The sequence below is a fragment of the Variovorax sp. WS11 genome (assembly GCF_010499245.1).
Classification (GTDB): Bacteria; Pseudomonadota; Gammaproteobacteria; order Burkholderiales; family Burkholderiaceae_C; genus Variovorax.
In genome coordinates, this window is sequence record NZ_JAAGOW010000002.1 from 612019 (window position 1) to 629549 (window position 17531).

The 17531-nt window shown below is 69.9% G+C and carries 15 protein-coding genes; 6 read left to right on the forward strand and 9 right to left on the reverse strand.

Annotation, left to right across the window (positions count from 1 at the left end):
- Together GXN78_RS23385 and paoA are read right to left on the reverse strand one after the other, a co-directional pair.
- Entirely contained in the window at positions 1 to 951 is a 951-nt protein-coding gene (locus GXN78_RS23385) for a xanthine dehydrogenase family protein subunit M (RefSeq protein WP_164255692.1), read from the reverse strand.
- Positions 948 to 1589: an aldehyde dehydrogenase iron-sulfur subunit PaoA gene (gene paoA / locus GXN78_RS23390; RefSeq protein ID WP_106560856.1), complete on the reverse strand. Its 642-nt coding sequence runs from the start codon at positions 1587 to 1589 to the stop codon at positions 948 to 950. The genes GXN78_RS23385 and paoA overlap by 4 nt, the downstream gene beginning before the upstream one ends.
- 263 nt (positions 1590 to 1852) lie before the next feature.
- Between paoA and GXN78_RS23395 the strand changes: the two genes are divergently transcribed.
- From GXN78_RS23395 to GXN78_RS23420, 6 genes are all read left to right on the forward strand, one after another.
- Positions 1853 to 3196 carry a C4-dicarboxylate transporter DctA gene (locus GXN78_RS23395; protein ID WP_106560857.1) on the forward strand — a complete coding sequence of 448 codons (1344 nt, stop codon included), beginning with the start codon at positions 1853 to 1855 and terminating at the stop codon, positions 3194 to 3196.
- A gap of 8 nt (positions 3197 to 3204) precedes the next feature.
- Positions 3205 to 3903 (forward strand): GntR family transcriptional regulator, encoded by a 699-nt coding sequence (locus GXN78_RS23400; protein WP_106560858.1) that lies wholly within the window; start codon positions 3205 to 3207, stop codon positions 3901 to 3903.
- Between the two features lie 39 nt (positions 3904 to 3942).
- On the forward strand, positions 3943 to 5010 hold the full coding sequence (locus GXN78_RS23405; protein ID WP_106560859.1) for an AI-2E family transporter: 1068 nt from the start codon (positions 3943 to 3945) through the stop codon (positions 5008 to 5010).
- A gap of 144 nt (positions 5011 to 5154) precedes the next feature.
- Positions 5155 to 5565 carry a DUF2141 domain-containing protein gene (locus GXN78_RS23410; protein WP_106560860.1) on the forward strand — a complete coding sequence of 137 codons (411 nt, stop codon included), beginning with the start codon at positions 5155 to 5157 and terminating at the stop codon, positions 5563 to 5565.
- 10 nt (positions 5566 to 5575) lie between these two features.
- Positions 5576 to 7078, forward strand: a complete 1503-nt coding sequence (locus GXN78_RS23415; RefSeq protein WP_106560861.1) for a carotenoid oxygenase family protein — start codon at positions 5576 to 5578, stop codon at positions 7076 to 7078.
- 288 nt (positions 7079 to 7366) lie between these two features.
- On the forward strand, positions 7367 to 9955 hold the full coding sequence (locus tag GXN78_RS23420) for a galactose oxidase early set domain-containing protein (protein ID WP_164255694.1): 2589 nt from the start codon (positions 7367 to 7369) through the stop codon (positions 9953 to 9955).
- Positions 9956 to 10013: 58 nt separating this feature from the next.
- Here GXN78_RS23420 and GXN78_RS23425 read toward each other — a convergent pair whose 3' ends face one another.
- From GXN78_RS23425 to GXN78_RS23455, 7 genes are all read right to left on the reverse strand, one after another.
- Positions 10014 to 11111, reverse strand: coding sequence for a cupin-like domain-containing protein (locus GXN78_RS23425; protein WP_164255696.1), 1098 nt, complete (start codon positions 11109 to 11111; stop codon positions 10014 to 10016).
- Between the two features lie 111 nt (positions 11112 to 11222).
- Positions 11223 to 12740 (reverse strand): aldehyde dehydrogenase family protein, encoded by a 1518-nt coding sequence (locus GXN78_RS23430; RefSeq protein ID WP_106560864.1) that lies wholly within the window; start codon positions 12738 to 12740, stop codon positions 11223 to 11225.
- A 31-nt stretch (positions 12741 to 12771) separates the two neighbouring features.
- Positions 12772 to 13815: an ABC transporter substrate-binding protein gene (locus tag GXN78_RS23435; protein ID WP_106560865.1), complete on the reverse strand. Its 1044-nt coding sequence runs from the start codon at positions 13813 to 13815 to the stop codon at positions 12772 to 12774.
- A 12-nt stretch (positions 13816 to 13827) separates the two neighbouring features.
- Positions 13828 to 15012 (reverse strand): FAD-dependent oxidoreductase, encoded by a 1185-nt coding sequence (locus tag GXN78_RS23440; protein WP_106560866.1) that lies wholly within the window; start codon positions 15010 to 15012, stop codon positions 13828 to 13830.
- The gene (locus GXN78_RS23445; RefSeq protein WP_239142875.1) at positions 15009 to 16427 is read right to left on the reverse strand and encodes an FAD/NAD(P)-binding oxidoreductase; all 1419 of its coding nucleotides are present in this window, start codon (positions 16425 to 16427) and stop codon (positions 15009 to 15011) included. The genes GXN78_RS23440 and GXN78_RS23445 overlap by 4 nt, the downstream gene beginning before the upstream one ends.
- The gene (locus GXN78_RS23450) at positions 16424 to 16738 is read right to left on the reverse strand and encodes a (2Fe-2S)-binding protein (protein ID WP_106560867.1); all 315 of its coding nucleotides are present in this window, start codon (positions 16736 to 16738) and stop codon (positions 16424 to 16426) included. Before GXN78_RS23450 ends, GXN78_RS23445 begins: the two co-directional genes overlap by 4 nt.
- Positions 16735 to 17529: an ABC transporter permease gene (locus tag GXN78_RS23455; RefSeq protein WP_106560868.1), complete on the reverse strand. Its 795-nt coding sequence runs from the start codon at positions 17527 to 17529 to the stop codon at positions 16735 to 16737. The genes GXN78_RS23450 and GXN78_RS23455 overlap by 4 nt, the downstream gene beginning before the upstream one ends.
- Positions 17530 to 17531 lie beyond the last annotated feature (2 nt).

Sequence of the window (17531 nt, forward strand, 5' to 3'; positions counted from 1 at the left end):
TCAGCTCCTCGCTTGCACCAGCGCGGCGGCCAGCGTGCGCTCGGCCAATGGCAACTTGAATGCGTTCTCGTGCGTCGGCTGGGCGCCGGCCAGCAACTGGGCCGTCACCGCCTTGGCGCCCTGCGGCATTGCGGCCTCCGCAGCCTCGAGGCGCCACGGCTTGTGGGCCACGCCGCCGAGCGCCACCCGCCCCGACCCGTCGCGCTGGACGATCGCCGCAACGGAAACGAGCGCGAAGGCATAGGAAGCGCGGTCGCGGACCTTGCGGTAGATGTGGGTGCCGCCGACGGGACGGGGGAGCGTCACGGCGGTGATCAGTTCGTCCCGCTCCAGCGCCGTCTCGATGTGCGGCGTGTCGCCGGGCAGCCGGTGGAAATCGGCAATCGGGATCACGCGCGTGCGGCCATCGGGGCGTACCGTCTCGACCGCCGCGTCGAGCACGCGCATCGCCACGGCCATGTCGCTCGGATGCGTTGCGATGCAGGCCTTGCTCCCGCCGATCACCGCGAGTTGGCGACTCACGCCACCGATCGCGCTGCATCCGCTGCCGGGCTGGCGCTTGTTGCAGGGCTGGTCCGTGTCATAGAAATAGGGGCAGCGCGTGCGCTGCAGCAGGTTGCCAGCGGTGGTTGCCTTGTTGCGCAACTGGCCGGAGGCGCCGGCCAGCAGCGCGCGGGACAGCACGCCGTAGTCGCGCCGCACGCGCTCGTCTGCGGCCAGGTCGGTGTTGCGCACCAGGGCGCCGAGGCGCAGGCCGCCCTCGGGCGTCGCATCGATCCTGTCCAGGGCAAGACCGTTCACGTCGACCAGGTGCGTCGGCGCCTCGATCTGCAGCTTCATCAGGTCCAGCAGATTGGTGCCGCCGGCGATGAACTTGGCACCCGGGCTCCGTGCGACAGCCGCCGCGGCTTGCGCCGGAGATTGCGCCCGCTCGTAGGTAAACGGCTTCATGTTCTGCTCCCCCCCACTTCCGTCATGGCGTCGACGATGTTGGAGTAGGCGCCGCAGCGGCAGATGTTGCCGCTCATGCGCTCGCGCAGCTCTTCGGCCGACAGGAGAGGACGGGCGTTGAGATCCGTGCTCACATGGCTCGGGACCCCGCGCTTGATCTCGTCGAGGACGGCGACCGCAGAGCAGATCTGACCGGGCGTGCAGTAGCCGCACTGGTAGCCGTCATGCTTGACGAAAGCGGCCTGCATCGGGTGCATGCGCTGCGGGGTGCCCAGCCCTTCGATCGTGGTGACCTGCGCGCCCTCGTGCATGACGGCGAGCGTCAGGCATGAGTTGATGCGCCTGCCGTCGACGATCACGGTGCAGGCGCCGCACTGCCCGTGGTCGCAGCCTTTCTTGGTGCCGGTCAGGTGCAGGTGCTCGCGCAGCGCGTCGAGCAAGGTCACCCGCGTATCGAGTTGGAGCGTACGAGCCTGGCCGTTGACGCTCAGCGAGAGCTTCATCAGCGGCACAGCAGCGGCGGAAGCCGCGGCCGGCGCGGCCGGTGCGGGCGCCGTAGACGACACCGCCGCGGCGGCTGCGGCGCCCGCGATGAGTGCGTCGCGTCGCGAGATCAAGGGAGTTCCGGGACTGTCCATGTCAGCTCCTGTGGTTCGTGGGGCGAGCGTGATACCAAATCGGGCAGTGTCCTCCCCTCGCGCCAGGGCCGTTTGTCGGAAATGCGCTCGTTCTTGCCCAAAGCTGCTGAGCTGTGTTCTGCGTCGGCGCGATGGGCAAAACCACAAATGCAAGCGCTGGCAACGACCACGGGTATACCCGCACAGAAAAACTCGCATCCTTGCCTACATTGCTTGTATTCAAGATCAACTATGTCTTGCATGCAACCATCACGGAGACAAGGATGCCCCGTTTCGCCAAATCACTTTTCGGTCAGGTGGTCATCGCGCTGGTACTCGGCGTGGTGGCAGGCCTGTTTTTCCCCGACTTCGCCGTCAAGCTCAAGCCCCTGGGCGACGCCTTCATCAAGCTGATCAAGATGATCATCCCCGTGCTGGTCTTCTGCGTAGTGGTGCATGGCATCGCCGGCGCAGGGGACCTCAAGCGCGTGGGCCGGGTCGGCGTCAAGGCGCTGATCTACTTCGAGGTGCTGACCACCATCGCGCTGGCCATGGGCCTGGTGCTGGCCTTCGTGTTCAAGCCCGGCGTGGGCATGAACGTGGACCCCGGCACGCTGGACTCCGCGGCCATGAGCGCCTACGCCTCCAACGCCGACAAGCTCACGAGCGGCGGCACGGTCGATTTCCTGATGAAGCTGATCCCGACCACGGTGGTCAACGCCTTCGCCACCGGGGACGTGCTGCAGGTGCTGCTGTTCGCGGTGCTGTTCGGCTGCGCGCTGGCGCTGCTGGGCGACCTCGGCAAGCCTGTGGCCTCGGTGGTGGACTCGCTCTCGCTGGTGCTCTTCAAGATCATGGGCATCATCATCAAGCTGGCGCCGCTGGGCGTGCTGGGCGCCATCGCCTTCACGGTCGGCAAGTACGGCGTGGGCTCGCTCAAGCAATTGGGCATGCTGGTGGTGCTGTTCTACGCCTCGGTGCTGATCTTCGTCTTCGTGGTGCTGGGCTTCGTGATGAAGCTCTCGGGCTTCAGCCTGATCAAGCTGCTGCGCTACCTGCGCGAGGAGCTGACCATCGTCTTCGCCACCACCTCGTCGGACAGCGTGCTGCCGCAGATCATGGCCAAGCTGCGCCACATGGGCATCCGCGACTCGACGGTGGGCCTGGTGATCCCGACCGGCTATTCCTTCAACCTCGACGCCTTCTCGATCTACATCACGCTGGCGGCCGTGTTCATCGCGCAGGCGACCAACACGCCGATCTCGATGTCGGACCTGCTCACCATCCTCGCGATCGCGCTGGTGACCTCGAAGGGCGCGCACGGCGTGCCGGGCTCGGCGATCGTGGTGCTGGCCGCGACGCTGCATGCGATTCCCGCCATTCCCGCGATCGGGCTGGTGCTGGTGCTCTCGGTGGACTGGTTCATGGGCATCGCCCGCGCGCTCGGCAACCTGATCGGCAACTGCGTGGCCACCGTCGCCATCGCGGCCTGGGAAGGCGACATCGACCGCGAACGTGCCCGTGCGGTGCTCGACGGCACCCACTCGCCGGAAGACGAGCCGCTGGCCGAGCCCGATTCGCCGGTCGCTGCCGCCCACGCTGCGCAGGCCGCACATCCGGCACACTAGCGCGCCATATGACGGACGTCACCCCCACCACCATCGCCGCGCGCGTGGTCGAGGCCATCCTCGCCCAGAAGCTCGCGCCCGGCGAGCGCCTCGGCGAGCAGCAGCTGGCAGAGAACTTCGGCGTCAGCCGCACCATGGTGCGAGAAGCGCTGATGCAGCTGCAGGCGCGCGGCTTCGTCGAGGTGCAGTCGCGCCGCGGCTGGTACGTGGTGGAGCCCTCGGCCGAGGAGGCGCGCGACGCCTTCGCCGCGCGCCGCATCATCGAGGCCGGCATCCTGGCCGAATCGGGGCGGCCGCTGTCGAAGGTGATCCGCAAGCTGCGCGAGCATGTCGCCGACGAGAAGCGCGCCATCGCCGGCGCCGACGCCGCCACCCGCGCCTTCCTGCTGGCGGACTTCCATGTGTGCCTGGCCGACCAGATGGGCCACCGGCTGCTGTGCGACGTGCTGCGCGACCTCACTGCGCGCACCACGCTGGCGGCCACGCTCTTCCAGTCCACGCACGAGGCCGGGCAGTCCTGTTCCGAGCATGCGGCCATTGTGGCCGCGCTCGAGGCCGGCGACATGAAGCGCGCCCGCCAGCTGATGCTGGACCACATCGGCAACGTCGAGGAAGCGCTGGAGGCCGAGGTGGCCGACAGCCCCGGCGCCGACGAGCGCCTGCGCGCCACACTCGCGCCGGTGGCGCTGCCACGGGCTTCCCGCTGACAGGGGGGTGCCCCCGGGCTCGGCTACAGTCGCCGGGCCATGAACTCACCTGATCTGCAGCGCACGGTCTTCCTCTTCCTGCTGGCGGCCGTCACGGCCGCCTTCTTCTGGATCCTGATGCCCTTCTTCGGGGCGGTGCTCTGGGCCATCGCGCTGGCCATCCTGTTCAACCCGCTCTACAAGCGGCTGCTGACGAAGATGCCGAAACGGCGCAACCTCGCGGCGCTGGCCACGCTCGCGATCTGCCTGGTGATCGTGATCATCCCGCTGGCGATCGTGACGGTCTCGCTGGTGCAGGAGGCCTCGCTGGTGACGCAACGCATCCGCACCGGCGAGATCAACTTCGCACGCTATCTGCAGCAGATCATCGGGGTGCTGCCGCTGTGGCTGGTCAACCTGCTGGACCGCTTCGGCCTGGGCAACATGGAGGCGATGCTGTCGCGCGTCGGCCAGGGCGCGGCCCAGACCGGCCAGCTGATCGCCACGCAGGCGCTCAACATCGGGCAGAACACCTTCGATTTCCTGGTGAGCTTCGCGCTGATGCTCTACATGCTCTACTTCTTCCTGCGCGACGGCGCCGCGCTGTCGAAGACGGTGCGCGAGGCACTGCCCATGGCGCGGCCGCACACGCACTTCCTGCTCAACAAGTTCACCAACGTGATCCGCGCCACCATCAAGGGCAATGTCGCAGTGGCCGCCGTGCAGGGGGCGCTGGGCGGCCTCGCCTTCTGGGTGCTGGGCGTGCAAGGCGCGCTGCTGTGGGCGGTGCTGATGGCCTTTCTCTCGCTGCTGCCGGCAGTGGGCGCGGCGCTGGTCTGGCTGCCGGTGGCGATCTACTTCCTGGCGACCGGCCATGTCTGGGAAGGGGTTGCGCTGATCGTCTTCGGCGTGGTGGTGATCGGGCTGGTCGACAACGTCCTGCGCCCCATTCTGGTGGGCAAGGACACGCAGATGCCCGACTACATCGTGCTGATGTCGACCGTGGGCGGCATGGCGCTGTTCGGGGTGAACGGCTTCGTGATCGGGCCGGTGGTCGCGGCGCTGTTCATGGCCACGTGGGATCTGTTCGCCTCGTCGAACGAAGAGGCCGAGGGGCCGTCGGTCTAGAAGGCGGACACCGGTTCCCGAATCCGCTGCGCTTCGCGCGCGCAGTTCGCATTTCGCGCGGCGATTTTGCATCTCGTCGCATCGCACTAGGCAGCGCGGCCTGCCTGCGCGATCGTCAGGCCTCCACTTCACGAAGAGGCCCTCATGCACAAGCTTTCGCTCGCTGCCGCCGCCCTGCTCGCCCCGCTGGGCGCCCTGGCGGCCGACCTTCAACTCAGCGTCGTCGACGGTCCTGCCGCGACGACACCGCTGTATGTCGCGCTCTTCGACAGCGCCCAGAACTACGACAGCAACAAGACGCTGGCCGCGCAGATCGTGCAGATGAACCACGGCACGGCCAAGCTCTCGTTTCCCGGCCTGGCACCCGGGCGCTACGCGCTGCGCGTGTTCGCCGACGAGAACGGCAACGGCAAGCTCGACACCAACCTGATGGGCATGCCCACCGAGCGCTACGGCTTCTCCAACGATGCCAAGGGCAACCGCGCGGCGCCCGGCTTCGACGCCGCCGCGCTCCAGGTCGACGCCAATGTGCAGACCGTGATCCACCTGCGCTGAGGAGCCCGCCATGCAACGACGCGAACTCCTGCGCCTGCTGGCCACGGCCGGCGCGACGCCCCTTCTCGCTCCCCTGCTCGCCCGGGCAGCAAGCGAGGACTCCAGCTGGCAGGCCGAATTCGAGGCCTCCAACGCCCCCTGGAAGCTGGGCTTCGCCACGCCGCCCGGCGACCTGCCGCTCGCGCCCGCCGAGGTGCGCGGGCGCTTTCCCGACGCGGTGGCCGGCACGCTCTATCGCATCGGCCCGGCCGGCCACGACCTGGGCGGCGAGCGCTACCACCACTGGTTCGACGGCGACGGCATGGTGCAGCAACTGGTCATCGAGGGCCGGCAGGTGCACCACCAGGGCCGCTATGTCGCCACGCCCAAGCGCGTCGCCGAAGTGCGCGCCGGCCGGCGGCTGACCGAGGCCTTCGGCACCGTGCCGCCGGGCGTCGAGCCGCCCACCTCGGCCGACAGCATCAACGTCGCCAACACCAGCGTGCTGCCGCTGCAGGGCGAGGTGCTCGCGCTGTGGGAAGGCGGCTCGGCCACGCGCATCGACACGCGCACGCTCGCCACGCTGGGCCTGAAGACCTGGCGGCCCGACCTCGCGGGCATGCCCTTCTCCGCCCATCCCAAGGTGGACCCGGACGGCACGGTGTGGAACTTCGGCGTGGGCAGCAGCCAGGGGCTGCTGGCGCTCTACGAGATCGCGCCCGAAGGCCAGCTGCGCCGCGCGGCCGTGGTGCCGGTGGCCGACCTGCCGATGGTCCACGACTTCGCCGTGACCGAGCGGCACCTGGTCTTCCTGATGCCGCCGCTGGTCTACGACGGCGCGCGCAAGCAGCCCGGCACGAGCTTCCTCGACGCGCACGTGTGGCGGCCCGAGCTGGGCATGCGCGCCCTCGTCGTCGACAAGAAGGACTGGGACAAGCGCCAGCTGCTCACGCTGCCGGCCGGCTTCCTCTTCCATGTGGGCAACGCGTGGGAAGAGGCCACGCCGAAGGGCGCGCGCATCCATGTCGACTACGTGCGCTCGGAGGATGCGAGCTCGGTATTCACCACCAACCGCGAGCTGATGCGCGGGCGCCGCGTGACGAGCCCCGAACCCCACCTGACCGTGGCGACGCTGGACCTCGGCACCGGCCGCGCCACGCAGCACGCCCTGGACTTTGCCGCCGAGTTCCCGCGCATCGACCCGCGCCGCGTCGGCCTGCGCCACCGCAGCGTAGTGCATGCGACGCAGTTGATGAAGGAGCGCCCGGGCTTCGGCGCGATCGCGCGCACGGATGTCGAGACCGGCCGCTCGCAGCGCTTCGTCTACGGAGCGCAGGCGATGGTGGAGGAGCATGTGTTCGTGCCCGACGGGCGGCGGCCGGGGTGGGTCCTGGGCACGGTGCTCGACCTGGCGCGGGGGAAGACGGTGCTGTCGTGCTTCGCGGCCGACGATCTGAAAGCCGGGCCCGTAGCGCAGGCCATCCTGCCGCGTGCCTTGCCGTTGGGATTGCACGGGGCGTTCGTTCCAGCCTAGGGGAATTTCTTAGGTCTTTGGATCTACACATATTGGTAGACGACGCTCCGAAGTTGCCGGCGTATAACCCCCACGTTTTCCATCTTTTGGGAGGGGAGCATGCCGAACACCTTGCCGCCGTTCCCACGTGCTTCGGGTTTCAGATGGATCGCCCTGTGGGCCCCGCTGGTGATCACCGCGTGCGGCGGTGGAGGCGATGGCGGGACGGCTTCAGGTGTCGCAGGCATTGGCGCCGGCAAGACCGGTACCGATGCCTCGGCCCCCGCTACAGGGACGCCTGAAGTCGGGATGGCCTCCGCTGCCGCCACCGGCGCCGCCGATGCCCCGGCACCCGCAGCCGCTACCACCGACGCCGAAGCCAAGACCTCGCCCGTCATGGCACGCAAGGCCGTCAAGACGCCCGCTGACATCGCCCGGCAGCGCGAACTGGAACGGGACCGCCCGGCTCCGATCGACCGCGGCGCCGGGATCTCCGGCCAGCCCACCGCGGCCGCGGCCGCGGCGGCCGCCGTGGCAGCCAATACCGGCGGCGAGTGGGCGGCGCCCATCAGCTGGCCGATCAATGCCATCCATGCCGTGCTGACGCCCGACGGCAAGGTCATGAGCTACGGCACCGACCCGAGCGGCGCCCAAGGCGCCCAGCTCTACTACGACGTCTGGACCCCGACCACCAACGCCCACAGCCTGCTGCAGCACACCGTGCGCACCGACCTCTTTTGCACCGCCCAGACCGTGCTGCCGTCCGGGCAGGTGCTGCTGGCCGGCGGCGACACCCGCGGGATCACGCCGAACCAGGTCAACGGCGGCGTGGCCGACGTCAACTTCTACGACCCGGTCTCCTCCACCATCACTGCCGGGCCACCGATGGCCTATGCGCGCTGGTACGGCAGCGCGGTGCCCCTGGCCGACGGCCGGGCGCTGATGCTGGCGGGCATCGACGGTGGCGGCGCCGGCTCCGGCGTGCCCGAGATCTACACGCCGGGCCAGGGCTGGCAAACGCTGGGGGCCATTCCCAACTGGCCGGGCGACTGGTTCTATCCCCGCGCCGTGCTGGCCCCCAACGGCCGGGTGGTGGTGGCTAGCAGCAACCAGTTGTTCAGCATCAACACGGAGGCGCCCACGCTCGGACCGGTCGGCACGATGCCGAAGTTCCTCAACTGGGTGCTGCCCTGGGCCATGTTCGACCGCGGCAAGATGCTGATGGTGGCCGACGACGGCAGCGCGGTGGTGGTCGACATCAACGGCCGCACGCCGGTCGTGAACGCCGTCGCAGGCCCCGGGCCCAATCGCGAATGGGGCACGGCCACCGTGCTGGCCGACGGCAAGGTGCTGGTCACCGGCGGCTCGGCCCAGGAGAACGAGCTGGTCGACACCGCGTTCACCGCCCTCATCTGGAACCCCGCGACGGGGCAATGGACCACCGGCAACGCAGCGCAGAAGCCGCGCCTGTACCACTCTACCGCCATGCTGCTGCCCGATGCCACCGTGCTGTCGGTCGGCGGGGGCTCGCCCGGGCCGGTGGTGAACCTCAATGCCGAGATCTACTCGCCGCCTTACCTCTTCAACACCAGCGGCCAGCGTGCGCCGCGTCCGATCATCAACACGGCGCCGGCCCAGCTCACCCTCGGCACCAACTTCCAGATCAGCGTGGCCTCGCCGCTCGCGATCCAGCGCGTCACGCTGGTGCGCACCGGCTCGGTGACGCATTCGACCGATTTCGGGCAACGCTTTCTCGAACTGCCTTTCACGCAGGCCGGCGGAAGCTCGACCGTCAACGTCACCCTCAACGAGAGCCCGAACATCCTGCCCGCCGGCTACTACATGCTGTTCGCGATCGACAGCGCGGGTGTGCCTTCCATCGCGAAGATCCTGAAGGTGCAGGGCAGTTGGACGAAAGTAGGCGACCAGGGACACACATTCACCCTGCCGGCCTCCACGGTCGTGCAGTTCGGCAACGGCGGGAACTGGACGCAGAAGACCGTCACCGGCAACGTGAGTTGCAGGAACGAGTTCTTCGGCATGAATCCGGCACCGAACGTCGCCAAGACCTGCCATGTGCTGGCGCCCAAAGCCGGCGGTGTGACGCCGGGAGGCCAGGTGACGAGCGCCGACCGCACCGTGGCTGCGCAGGGCGCCGCCTTCAACATGACCAGCGCAACGGTGGTGAGCTACGGCGCCGATTCGCGCTGGGTCGACAAGGTCGTGACCGGCGCCGGCACGTGCAGCACGGCCTTCTTCGGCGGCACCGATCCCGCGCCGGGCGCGACCAAGTCCTGCGTGGCGGACACGGGAGCGGCTGCTCCCGCACCTGCACCTGCACCCGCGCCCGCGCCCGCGCCTGCACCCGCCCCTGCGCCTGCGCCTGCGCCCGCGCCGCCGCCGTCCGGAGCGACGCTGGCCACCGAAGGCGGCAGCTTCACGGTGTCGAGCCCGACCCTGGTGGCTTATGGCGCCGACACGCGCTGGGTGCAGAAGACGGTCAACGACACGGTACCCTGCACCAACGCGTTCTTCGGCACTGACCCGGCGCCCTTCGTGGTGAAGTCCTGCAGGCTGGTGACCGCATCGCCACCTCCGCCACCACCGCCCGCACCAGCACCAGCACCAGCACCAGCACCGGCTCCTGCACCAGCACCAGCACCAGCACCAGCACCAGCACCAGCACCCGCTCCCGCACCCGCACCCGCACCACCACCCTCCGGCGCATTCCTCGCCAACGAGGGACAAAGCTTCACCGTCTCGGCACCGACCGTGGTGAGATACGGTGCCGACACGCGCTGGGTGCAGAAGACGGTCAACGGTACGGTGCCCTGCACCAATGCGTTCTTCGGCACCGACCCGGCGCCCTTCGTCGTCAAGTCTTGCCGCGTCGCCTGAGCCAAGCCTTCACACGCGGAAGCGCGCGCCCTGCGTCAGCCGCAGGGCGCGCTCTCGATCAAACATCCGGGACGGCACGCGGCACCGGGTCGAAGTAGATGAACTGGTTCGCCATCGGCAAAGCCAGGTTCGAGTAAGAGAAAGACAAGCTGATGTCCAGCGCGCGCACCTGGTGCCACCAGCCCAGCGGCAGGAAGATCGTCTCGCCCGGCCAGACCACGACCTCGAGCACGCGCACGCCCTCGAACAGGGGAAACTGCCTCAGGTCGATCGCATCCAGGTCGATGGGGCTGAAGACGCCGTTCGTGTTGTACAGCCGCTGCCCCTGCAGCGGCGAGATCAGGCGCCAGCGCTTGCGCCCGACGACCTGCGTGTGGAACAGCATCAGCGTGTCGTGGTGCAAGGGGGTCACGGTGCCTCCCGGCCCGAACCAGAACGAGGAACGCTCGGCCAGCTCCGCGCGAACGCAGCACGGCGGCAGGCTGCCGATGTCGTCCAGCAGAGGCGCGAAATCGGGCCGCCGCAAGGCTTCGTTGTTGGCGGTGAGGTAGTAGTCGTTGGTGTCGCCGCCGGCCAGCACCTGGTCGACGAAATCGCCCAGGCGGACGCTCCGCCGGTGCAAGGCCTTGTCTTCCTCGTAGCGAGGATTCGCCTGGCGTTCGGCCTGGACCTCGACATCGAGATGGCCGAAGCGTTCTTTCAGATAGTCCGGCGACCAGCGCCGCATCGCCGGCCAGTCCCGCGTATGGCCGGTGAGCACCAGGGGCCGGCAGCCCCGCACGTAGCGTTCGATGAATTCGTCCTCGCTGACCGACACGCGCTTGTCCACGATGCCGTACATCGGGTCGATCTCCCACAACAGCTGCAGGTTGGCCAGCGTGGACTCGAGCTTGCGCAGCTGCTGCGCCCGGCCTTCGGCGGCGACGAAGACCGCGTTGCCGGGCACCTGTTCGATCAACTCCGCGCTGGCTTGCGCGTCGAGGCCGGCAGCGGTCATGGTCGCCAGCACCGAGTCGGGCGTGCAGCCGCGCAGCAGCTGCTCGGTGACCCAGCGCAGCCACTCGGGCGTCAGCGCTGCGCCCGCCGGCGCCGGTGGCGCTTTTTCGGCCTGGCTCGCGGGCGGGCGTGGCGGAGCAGGCGGCTTGGGTGGCTTCATGCGGAGATCTCCTGCGTTCTCGGGCATGTGCATTGTGTGCCGAGCCGACCCGTCTGCGCAGTGTGAACGACCCGCAAACGCGGGGTCATTCACACCCCGTGAGGCGCTGCCTCAGACGTCGAAGCGCACGCCCTGCGCCAGCGGCAGCGAGCGCGAGTAGTTGATGGTGTTGGTGGCGCGCCGCATGTAGTTGCGCCACGCGTCCGAGCCCGACTCGCGCCCGCCCCCGGTCTCCTTCTCGCCGCCGAAGGCACCGCCGATCTCGGCGCCCGAGGTGCCGATGTTGACGTTGGCAATGCCGCAGTCCGATCCGGCCGCCGACAGGAATTGCTCGGTCTCGCGCAGGTCGTTGCCGAACACCGCCGAGGACAGGCCCTGCGGCACGTCGTTGTGCATCGCGATCGCGTCCTCGAAGCGCTCGTAGCCCATCACGTAGAGGATGGGCGCGAAGGTCTCGTGCCGCACGGTGGCCGTCTGCGACGGCATCTCGATGATGGCCGGGCGCACGTAGTACGCATCGGGCCAGGCCTCGGCGATGGCGCGCTCGCCGCCGTGGACCTTACCGCCCTCCTGCGCCGCCGCGCCCAGCGCCGACTGCATGGCCTCGAAGGCCGCACGGTCGATCAGCGGGCCCACCAGCGTGCCGGGCTCGCGCGGATCGCCGATGGGGAGCTTCTCGTAGGCCTTGCGCAGGCGCGCGACCAGGGTTTCGCGCACGCTCTCGTGCACGATCAGCCGGCGGGTGGTGGTGCAGCGCTGCCCGGCCGTGCCGGCGGCGGCGAAGAGGATGCCGCGCACCGCGAGGTCGAGATCGGCCGAGGGCGTGACCACCACCGCGTTGTTGCCGCCCAGCTCCAGCAGGCAGCGGCCGAAGCGCTGCGCCACCCGCGGGCCGACCTCGCGCCCCATGCGCGTGCTGCCGGTGGCCGACACCAGCGCGACGCGCGCGTCGAGGGCGATCGCCTCGCCGATGTCGCGCAGGCCGATCGTCACGCTCGACAGCCCGGCCGGCGCCTCCGCGCCGAAGCGCTGCGCCGCGCGCTCGAACAGAGCCTGGCAGGCCAGCGCAGTGAGCGGCGTTTTCTCGGACGGCTTCCACACCACCGCATCGCCGCAGACGACGGCCAGCGCAAAGTTCCACGACCACACCGCAACCGGGAAGTTGAAGGCGCTGATCACGCCCACCACGCCCAGCGGATGCCAGCTCTCCATCATGCGGTGGCCGGGCCGCTCCGACGCGATGGTCAGGCCGTGCAGTTGGCGCGACAGGCCGACCGCGAAGTCGCAGATGTCGATCATCTCCTGCACCTCGCCCAGGCCTTCGGTGAGGATCTTGCCGGCCTCCAGCGAGACCAGCGCGCCCAGCGCCTCCTTCTCGGCGCGCAGCTCCTCGCCCAGCAGGCGGATCAGCTCGCCGCGCCGCGGCGCCGGCACGTTGCGCCAGGCCAGGAAGGCGGATTGCGCCTCGCCGACCATGCGCGAGACGTCGTCCGCCGTGTGCACCGGGAGCTGGGCCAGCGCACTGCCGTCGATGGGCGAGCGCACGGCCAGCGGGCCGCCGCGCAGCGCCTCGGCGGGCACGCCCAGGCGTTCGAGCAGGCTGTGGGTCTGGGGGGCGGGAGCGTTCATGTCGGGTCCTTGTGTCTCGATCCGTTGCGCGTCATTTTTCGATCGTCTTGTTCCAGCGGGCGTTCCAGGCGGGGCGGTTCGCGTTGATGCTTTCCCAGTCGACCGTGACTGCATTCTTCATCCACTCGTTGATCTTCGCGACCTGCGCGCCGGCGTCGCCACTGGCCGGGGTCTTCGGGTTGGTCGGCAACTGGCTGCCGTACTGCAGCGCGGCGGCCTGCGCCTGCGGACTAAGCAGGAACTCCGCCAGCTTCTGCGCCAGCTCGGGCTCGCTGTTGTTGGCGATCACGCACTGGCCGACGGTGAGCACCACCGAGCCCTCCTTGGGCTGCGCGTACTCGACCGGGATGCCCTTCTCCTTGAGGGCCGCCACCGCGGTGGGCGTGAGCGGGAAGATCGCGGCCTCGCCGGTCTGCACCATCTCCGACAGCTTGGCGGAGCTCGGGATGTACTCCAGCACGTTCGGCCCGATGGTCTTGGCCCAGGCGTTGAAGCCGGGGTCGACGTTCTTGTCGTTGCCGCCCTGGATGCGGTTGAACATCAAGAAGCCGTGCAGGCCGAAGGAGGAAGAAGGCATCGACTGGAACACCACCTTGCCCTTGTACTTCGGGTCGGCCAGGTCCATCCACGAAGTGGGCGCGGCCCAGCCCTTGTCGGTGAACATCTTCTTGTTGTAGGCCAGCCCGGTCATGCCCAGGCTCACGCCGCTGGCTATGTCGCCCTTGAAGCGGGCCGCGGGATAGAGCGCGTCGAGCGCCGCGCTGGGGCGCTGCTTCTCGCACAGGCCCATGCCGATCGCGCGGTACATGATGCCGTCGTCGAGGAACATCACGTGCATCTGCGGCCTGTCCTTGTTGGCCTGCGCCTTGGCCAGGATGTCGGAGGAGGTGCCCGGCACCACCACCACCTTGGCGCCGGTCTGCTTCTCGAACTCGGGGAAGACGTACTGGGTGTACGTTTTCTCGAAGGTGCCGCCGTTCATGCCGATGTAGATCGTCTTGGACTGGGCGAAGGCGGTGCCTGCGGCGAGCAAGGCCGCGAGCGCGGCGGCGAGGGAAATCTTGGAGCGGTTCATGGGCTCTTCCTTTCAGCGAACGACGGAGGTGGGTTGGGGACGGGGTGAAGGGTTGGGCGCGTTCGCGGGCGAGGCTTCGAGAGCGCGCTCGAAGCGGTCGACCGCGAAGGCCTCGATGGGCGTGCTGCTGCGGCCATAGCAAGCCAGCTCGGCCAGCACCTCGCCGGCGGCGGGGCCGATCTGGAAGCCGGCGCCGGCAAAGCCGAAGCCGTGGATCAGGCCCGGCCTGCGCGGGCTTTCGCCGAGCACCGGCTGGCGGTCGGGCAGGTAGCCCTCGGTGCCGCTCCAGGTGCGGATGATGTGGGCATGGCGCAGCGCGGGCAGCAGCTCGATGGCCTGGCGGCTGATGCCGTCGATGGAGTCGCGCTCCACGCGGGCGCGCTCGTCGTCGAGCGCGAAGCCTGCGCCGCCGCCCATCACGACGTTGCCGCGTGCCACCTGCCGACAGTAGATGCCGCCGCCTTCGACGCCCAGGCTCCAGTCCATGAAGACCGGCAGCGGCTCGGTCACGGCCATGGCGGGATGGCCGGCGCGCAGCGGCAGCGCGTCGCCGAACTGCGCGGCCAGCGGGCCGGCCCAGGCGCCGGCGCAATTGAGCAGCACCGGCGCGCGCACTTCCAGGCCCGCCGCGATGCTTCGCAGTACGAAGCGCTGGCCGTCGTGCGCCGCCCCGTCGACGCGCGTGCGCTCCAGCACCTGCGCGCCGGCGCGCTCGGCGGCGCGCGCGAAGGCCGGCGACACCAGGCGCGGGTTGGCCTGGCCATCCTCCGGGCAGAAGGAGCCGCCCAGGGCCTTCGCGCCCAGCCACGAAGAACGCTCGCGCAAGCGCGCGCCGCTGATCATCTCGAGGCCGAGGTCGAACTCGCGGGTCTGTGCGCGGTAGTGCTCCAGCGCGGCGAGGTCGGCCTCGCTGCGCGCGATCTTGAAATGGCCCGAGCGAAGGTACTCGCCGTCGGTGCCGATGGTCCTGGCCAGCTCGCCCCAGATGCGGTGCGCGCGTTGCGCGAGCGGCAACTGGCTGATCGGCCGGCCCTGCCGGCGCACGCCGCCGAAGTTCACGCCGCTGGAACGCGAGCCGCACAGGTCGCGCTCCAGCAGCATCACCTGCCGGCCCATGCGGCGCAGTGCCAGCGCCGCGGAGGCGCCGACGATGCCGCCGCCGACGATGGCCACGTCGCAGTCGATGCGCCGCGTCATGAGGGCAGGCCCTCCTGCGCGGCGGCCAGCTGCATCGGGATCGGCTTGATGGGCGCCTGGCCGCGCAACCGCCCGACCTGCGGCAGTGGCCGGCCGCTGGCATGCGCCAGCAGCTCGGCCGCCGCCACGCCGCACATGCGGCCCTGGCAGCGGCCCATGCCGACGCGGCACAGGGCCTTCAGGCGGTTGATCTCGTCGGCGCCCGCCTCGCGCACGGTCTGGCGCAAGGTGCCGGCCGTGACGTTCTCGCAGCGGCAGACGACCAGCTCGTCCGGCGCGTGCGAAGCCCAGTCCTGCGGGAAGGGAAAGGCCCGCTCCAGGCCCGCGCGAAAGCCCGCGATGCGCGCCAGCTTGCGCTCGAGCGACTGCGCGCGCGCGGCATCGACCGGCACGCCGCGGTCCTGCAGCAGCGCCAGCGCGGCGCGCTCGCCGGCCCATTCGGCGGCATCGGCGCCCAGGATGCCGGCGCCATCGCCCGCCAGGTAGACGCCCGCCACGCTGCTGCGGCCGGCGGCATCGCGCTCGGGCAGGTGCGCGCGGTGCAGCGGCGCGTAGGCAAAGCGGCAGCCGAGCAGGTCCGCCAGCTGCGTCTCGGAGCGCAAGGCGTAGCCGAAGCCCACCGCGTCGGCCTCGAGCGTGCGCTCGGCATGGCCGTCGTGCCAGGCGACGCCTTCGACCCGATCCTTGCCCAGCACGCGCAATGGCCGCACGCCGCCGTGCAGCGCGACGCCATGGGTGCGCAGCCAAGCGACGTAGTAGAGGCCCTTGAGCAGCACGGCGGGCTGCGTGGCCATGGCCGGCAGCGCGGCGCACTGGTCCGCGAAACGCGCGGTGTCGAGCACGGCCGCGACCCGCGCGCCGGCCTTGGCGTACTGGTAGGCGACTAGGTAGAGCAAGGGCCCGGTGCCCATGAACACCACGCGCTGGCCGATCGCGCAGCCCTGGAACTTCAGGGCCACTTGCGCGCCGCCCAGCGTGTAGACGCCGGGCAGCGTCCAGCCCGGCACCGGCAGCACGCGGTCGGTCGCGCCGGTGGCGACGATCAGCCCGTCGAAGGGCACGCGGCGCGTGCGCTGGGTGGGACCGTGCAGCACGTCGAGCCGGTTGTCCTGCACGTTCCACGCGAGGCTGTCGGGTTGGTGCTCGACCTGCCCGCGCAGCGCGTCGAAGGCCTGGTGCAGCGCGTCGGCGCGCTCGGCCTCGAAGCCGTACAGCGTGCGGCTGCTGCGGCCGAACTGCGGCGGCTGGCGCCGATAGACCTGCCCGCCGGCGCGCGCGGCCTCGTCGATGACGACCGGCCGCAGGCCGTGGGCCGCCAGCGTCTGCGCGGCGCGCACGCCGGCCGGGCCGGCGCCGACGATCACCGGCGGGGGTGCTTCCCGCGTCATGCCGTTCACGCCTTCCACGCCGTTCATGCGGCCACCTCAGTGACCAGGCTCATGCCGGCCTGCACGAAGGTCGAGCAGGCCCGCAGGCGCGCACCCTCCCCCGTCTGCACCCAGCAGTCCTGGCAGGCGCCCATCATGCAGAAGCCGGCGCGCGGGGCGCCGCTGAACTCGTTGCGGCGCAGATGGCCGGCGTGGGTCAGCACCGCGGTGAGCACGGTATCGCCCGCCAGCGCGGTGCAGGCCACGCCGTCGAGCGTGAAGGGGATCGGGTCGCGGGCCGTCTCGGCCACGCGATGCAGCAGCGGCGCGGCCGCCGGGGTTCGGCTTGTCGACGTCATGCGCGGCCCACCAGAACGCGGTCCAGCCCGTACACCCGGTCGAGCAGCAGCATCGCGGCCGCCGTGACGGCGATCATCAGGGCCGAGACGGCGGCCATCAGCGGGTCGATGGACTCCGTCGCGTACATGTACATGCGCACCGGCAGCGTCACCGTCGAGGGCGCAGTGACGAAGATGGACATCGTGACCTCGTCGAAGCTGTTGATGAAGCCCAGCATCCAGCCGCCGGTGACGCCCGGCAGGATCATCGGCAGCGTGATGCGCCGGAACACCGTGGCCTGGCTGGCGCCGAGCGACAGTGCGGCCTGCTCCGCGCTGCGGTCGAAGCCCACCAGCGCCGCCAGCACCAGCCGCAGCGTGTAGGGCGTGACGATCACCGTGTGCGCCAGCACCAGCCAGCCGAAGCTGCCGGTGCCGCCGACCAGCGCGAACATGCGCAGCATGGCCACGCCCAGCACCAGGTGCGGAATGATGAGCGGCGACAGAAACAGCGCGTTGAGGAAGTCCCGCCCCGGAAAGCGATGGCGCGTGATGGCGATGGCCGCCGGCACCGCGAGCACGGTGGACAGCGTCGCCGAGCACAGCGCCAGCCGCAGGCTGTTCCAGAACGAGGACACGAAGTCCGAATGCGCGAACACCGCGCGGAACCAGCGCAGCGAGAACTCGGTGGTCGGGATGGTGAGCGTGTTGTGCGGCGTGAAGGCCACCACGCACACCACCAGCAGCGGTGCCAGCATGAAGCCGATGACGAGCGCGTTGAACGCGAGGGCGATGGGTCCGTTGTTGCGCATTC

What these genes read in the sequence shown, in the direction of transcription:
- GXN78_RS23435 (WP_106560865.1), bottom strand. Translation starts at nt 13,815, where the DNA reads ATGAACCGCTCCAAGATTTCCCTCGCCGCCGCGCTCGCGGCCTTGCTC.
- paoA (WP_106560856.1), bottom strand. Translation starts at nt 1,589, where the DNA reads ATGGACAGTCCCGGAACTCCCTTGATCTCGCGACGCGACGCACTCATC.
- GXN78_RS23440 (WP_106560866.1), bottom strand. Translation starts at nt 15,012, where the DNA reads ATGACGCGGCGCATCGACTGCGACGTGGCCATCGTCGGCGGCGGCATC.
- GXN78_RS23415 (WP_106560861.1), top strand. Translation starts at nt 5,576, where the DNA reads ATGCAACGACGCGAACTCCTGCGCCTGCTGGCCACGGCCGGCGCGACG.
- GXN78_RS23410 (WP_106560860.1), top strand. Translation starts at nt 5,155, where the DNA reads ATGCACAAGCTTTCGCTCGCTGCCGCCGCCCTGCTCGCCCCGCTGGGC.
- GXN78_RS23425 (WP_164255696.1), bottom strand. Translation starts at nt 11,111, where the DNA reads ATGAAGCCACCCAAGCCGCCTGCTCCGCCACGCCCGCCCGCGAGCCAG.
- GXN78_RS23420 (WP_164255694.1), top strand. Translation starts at nt 7,367, where the DNA reads ATGGCCTCCGCTGCCGCCACCGGCGCCGCCGATGCCCCGGCACCCGCA.
- GXN78_RS23385 (WP_164255692.1), bottom strand. Translation starts at nt 951, where the DNA reads ATGAAGCCGTTTACCTACGAGCGGGCGCAATCTCCGGCGCAAGCCGCG.
- GXN78_RS23455 (WP_106560868.1), bottom strand. Translation starts at nt 17,529, where the DNA reads ATGCGCAACAACGGACCCATCGCCCTCGCGTTCAACGCGCTCGTCATC.
- GXN78_RS23430 (WP_106560864.1), bottom strand. Translation starts at nt 12,740, where the DNA reads ATGAACGCTCCCGCCCCCCAGACCCACAGCCTGCTCGAACGCCTGGGC.
- GXN78_RS23445 (WP_239142875.1), bottom strand. Translation starts at nt 16,427, where the DNA reads ATGAACGGCGTGGAAGGCGTGAACGGCATGACGCGGGAAGCACCCCCG.
- GXN78_RS23450 (WP_106560867.1), bottom strand. Translation starts at nt 16,738, where the DNA reads ATGACGTCGACAAGCCGAACCCCGGCGGCCGCGCCGCTGCTGCATCGC.
- GXN78_RS23395 (WP_106560857.1), top strand. Translation starts at nt 1,853, where the DNA reads ATGCCCCGTTTCGCCAAATCACTTTTCGGTCAGGTGGTCATCGCGCTG.
- GXN78_RS23400 (WP_106560858.1), top strand. Translation starts at nt 3,205, where the DNA reads ATGACGGACGTCACCCCCACCACCATCGCCGCGCGCGTGGTCGAGGCC.
- GXN78_RS23405 (WP_106560859.1), top strand. Translation starts at nt 3,943, where the DNA reads ATGAACTCACCTGATCTGCAGCGCACGGTCTTCCTCTTCCTGCTGGCG.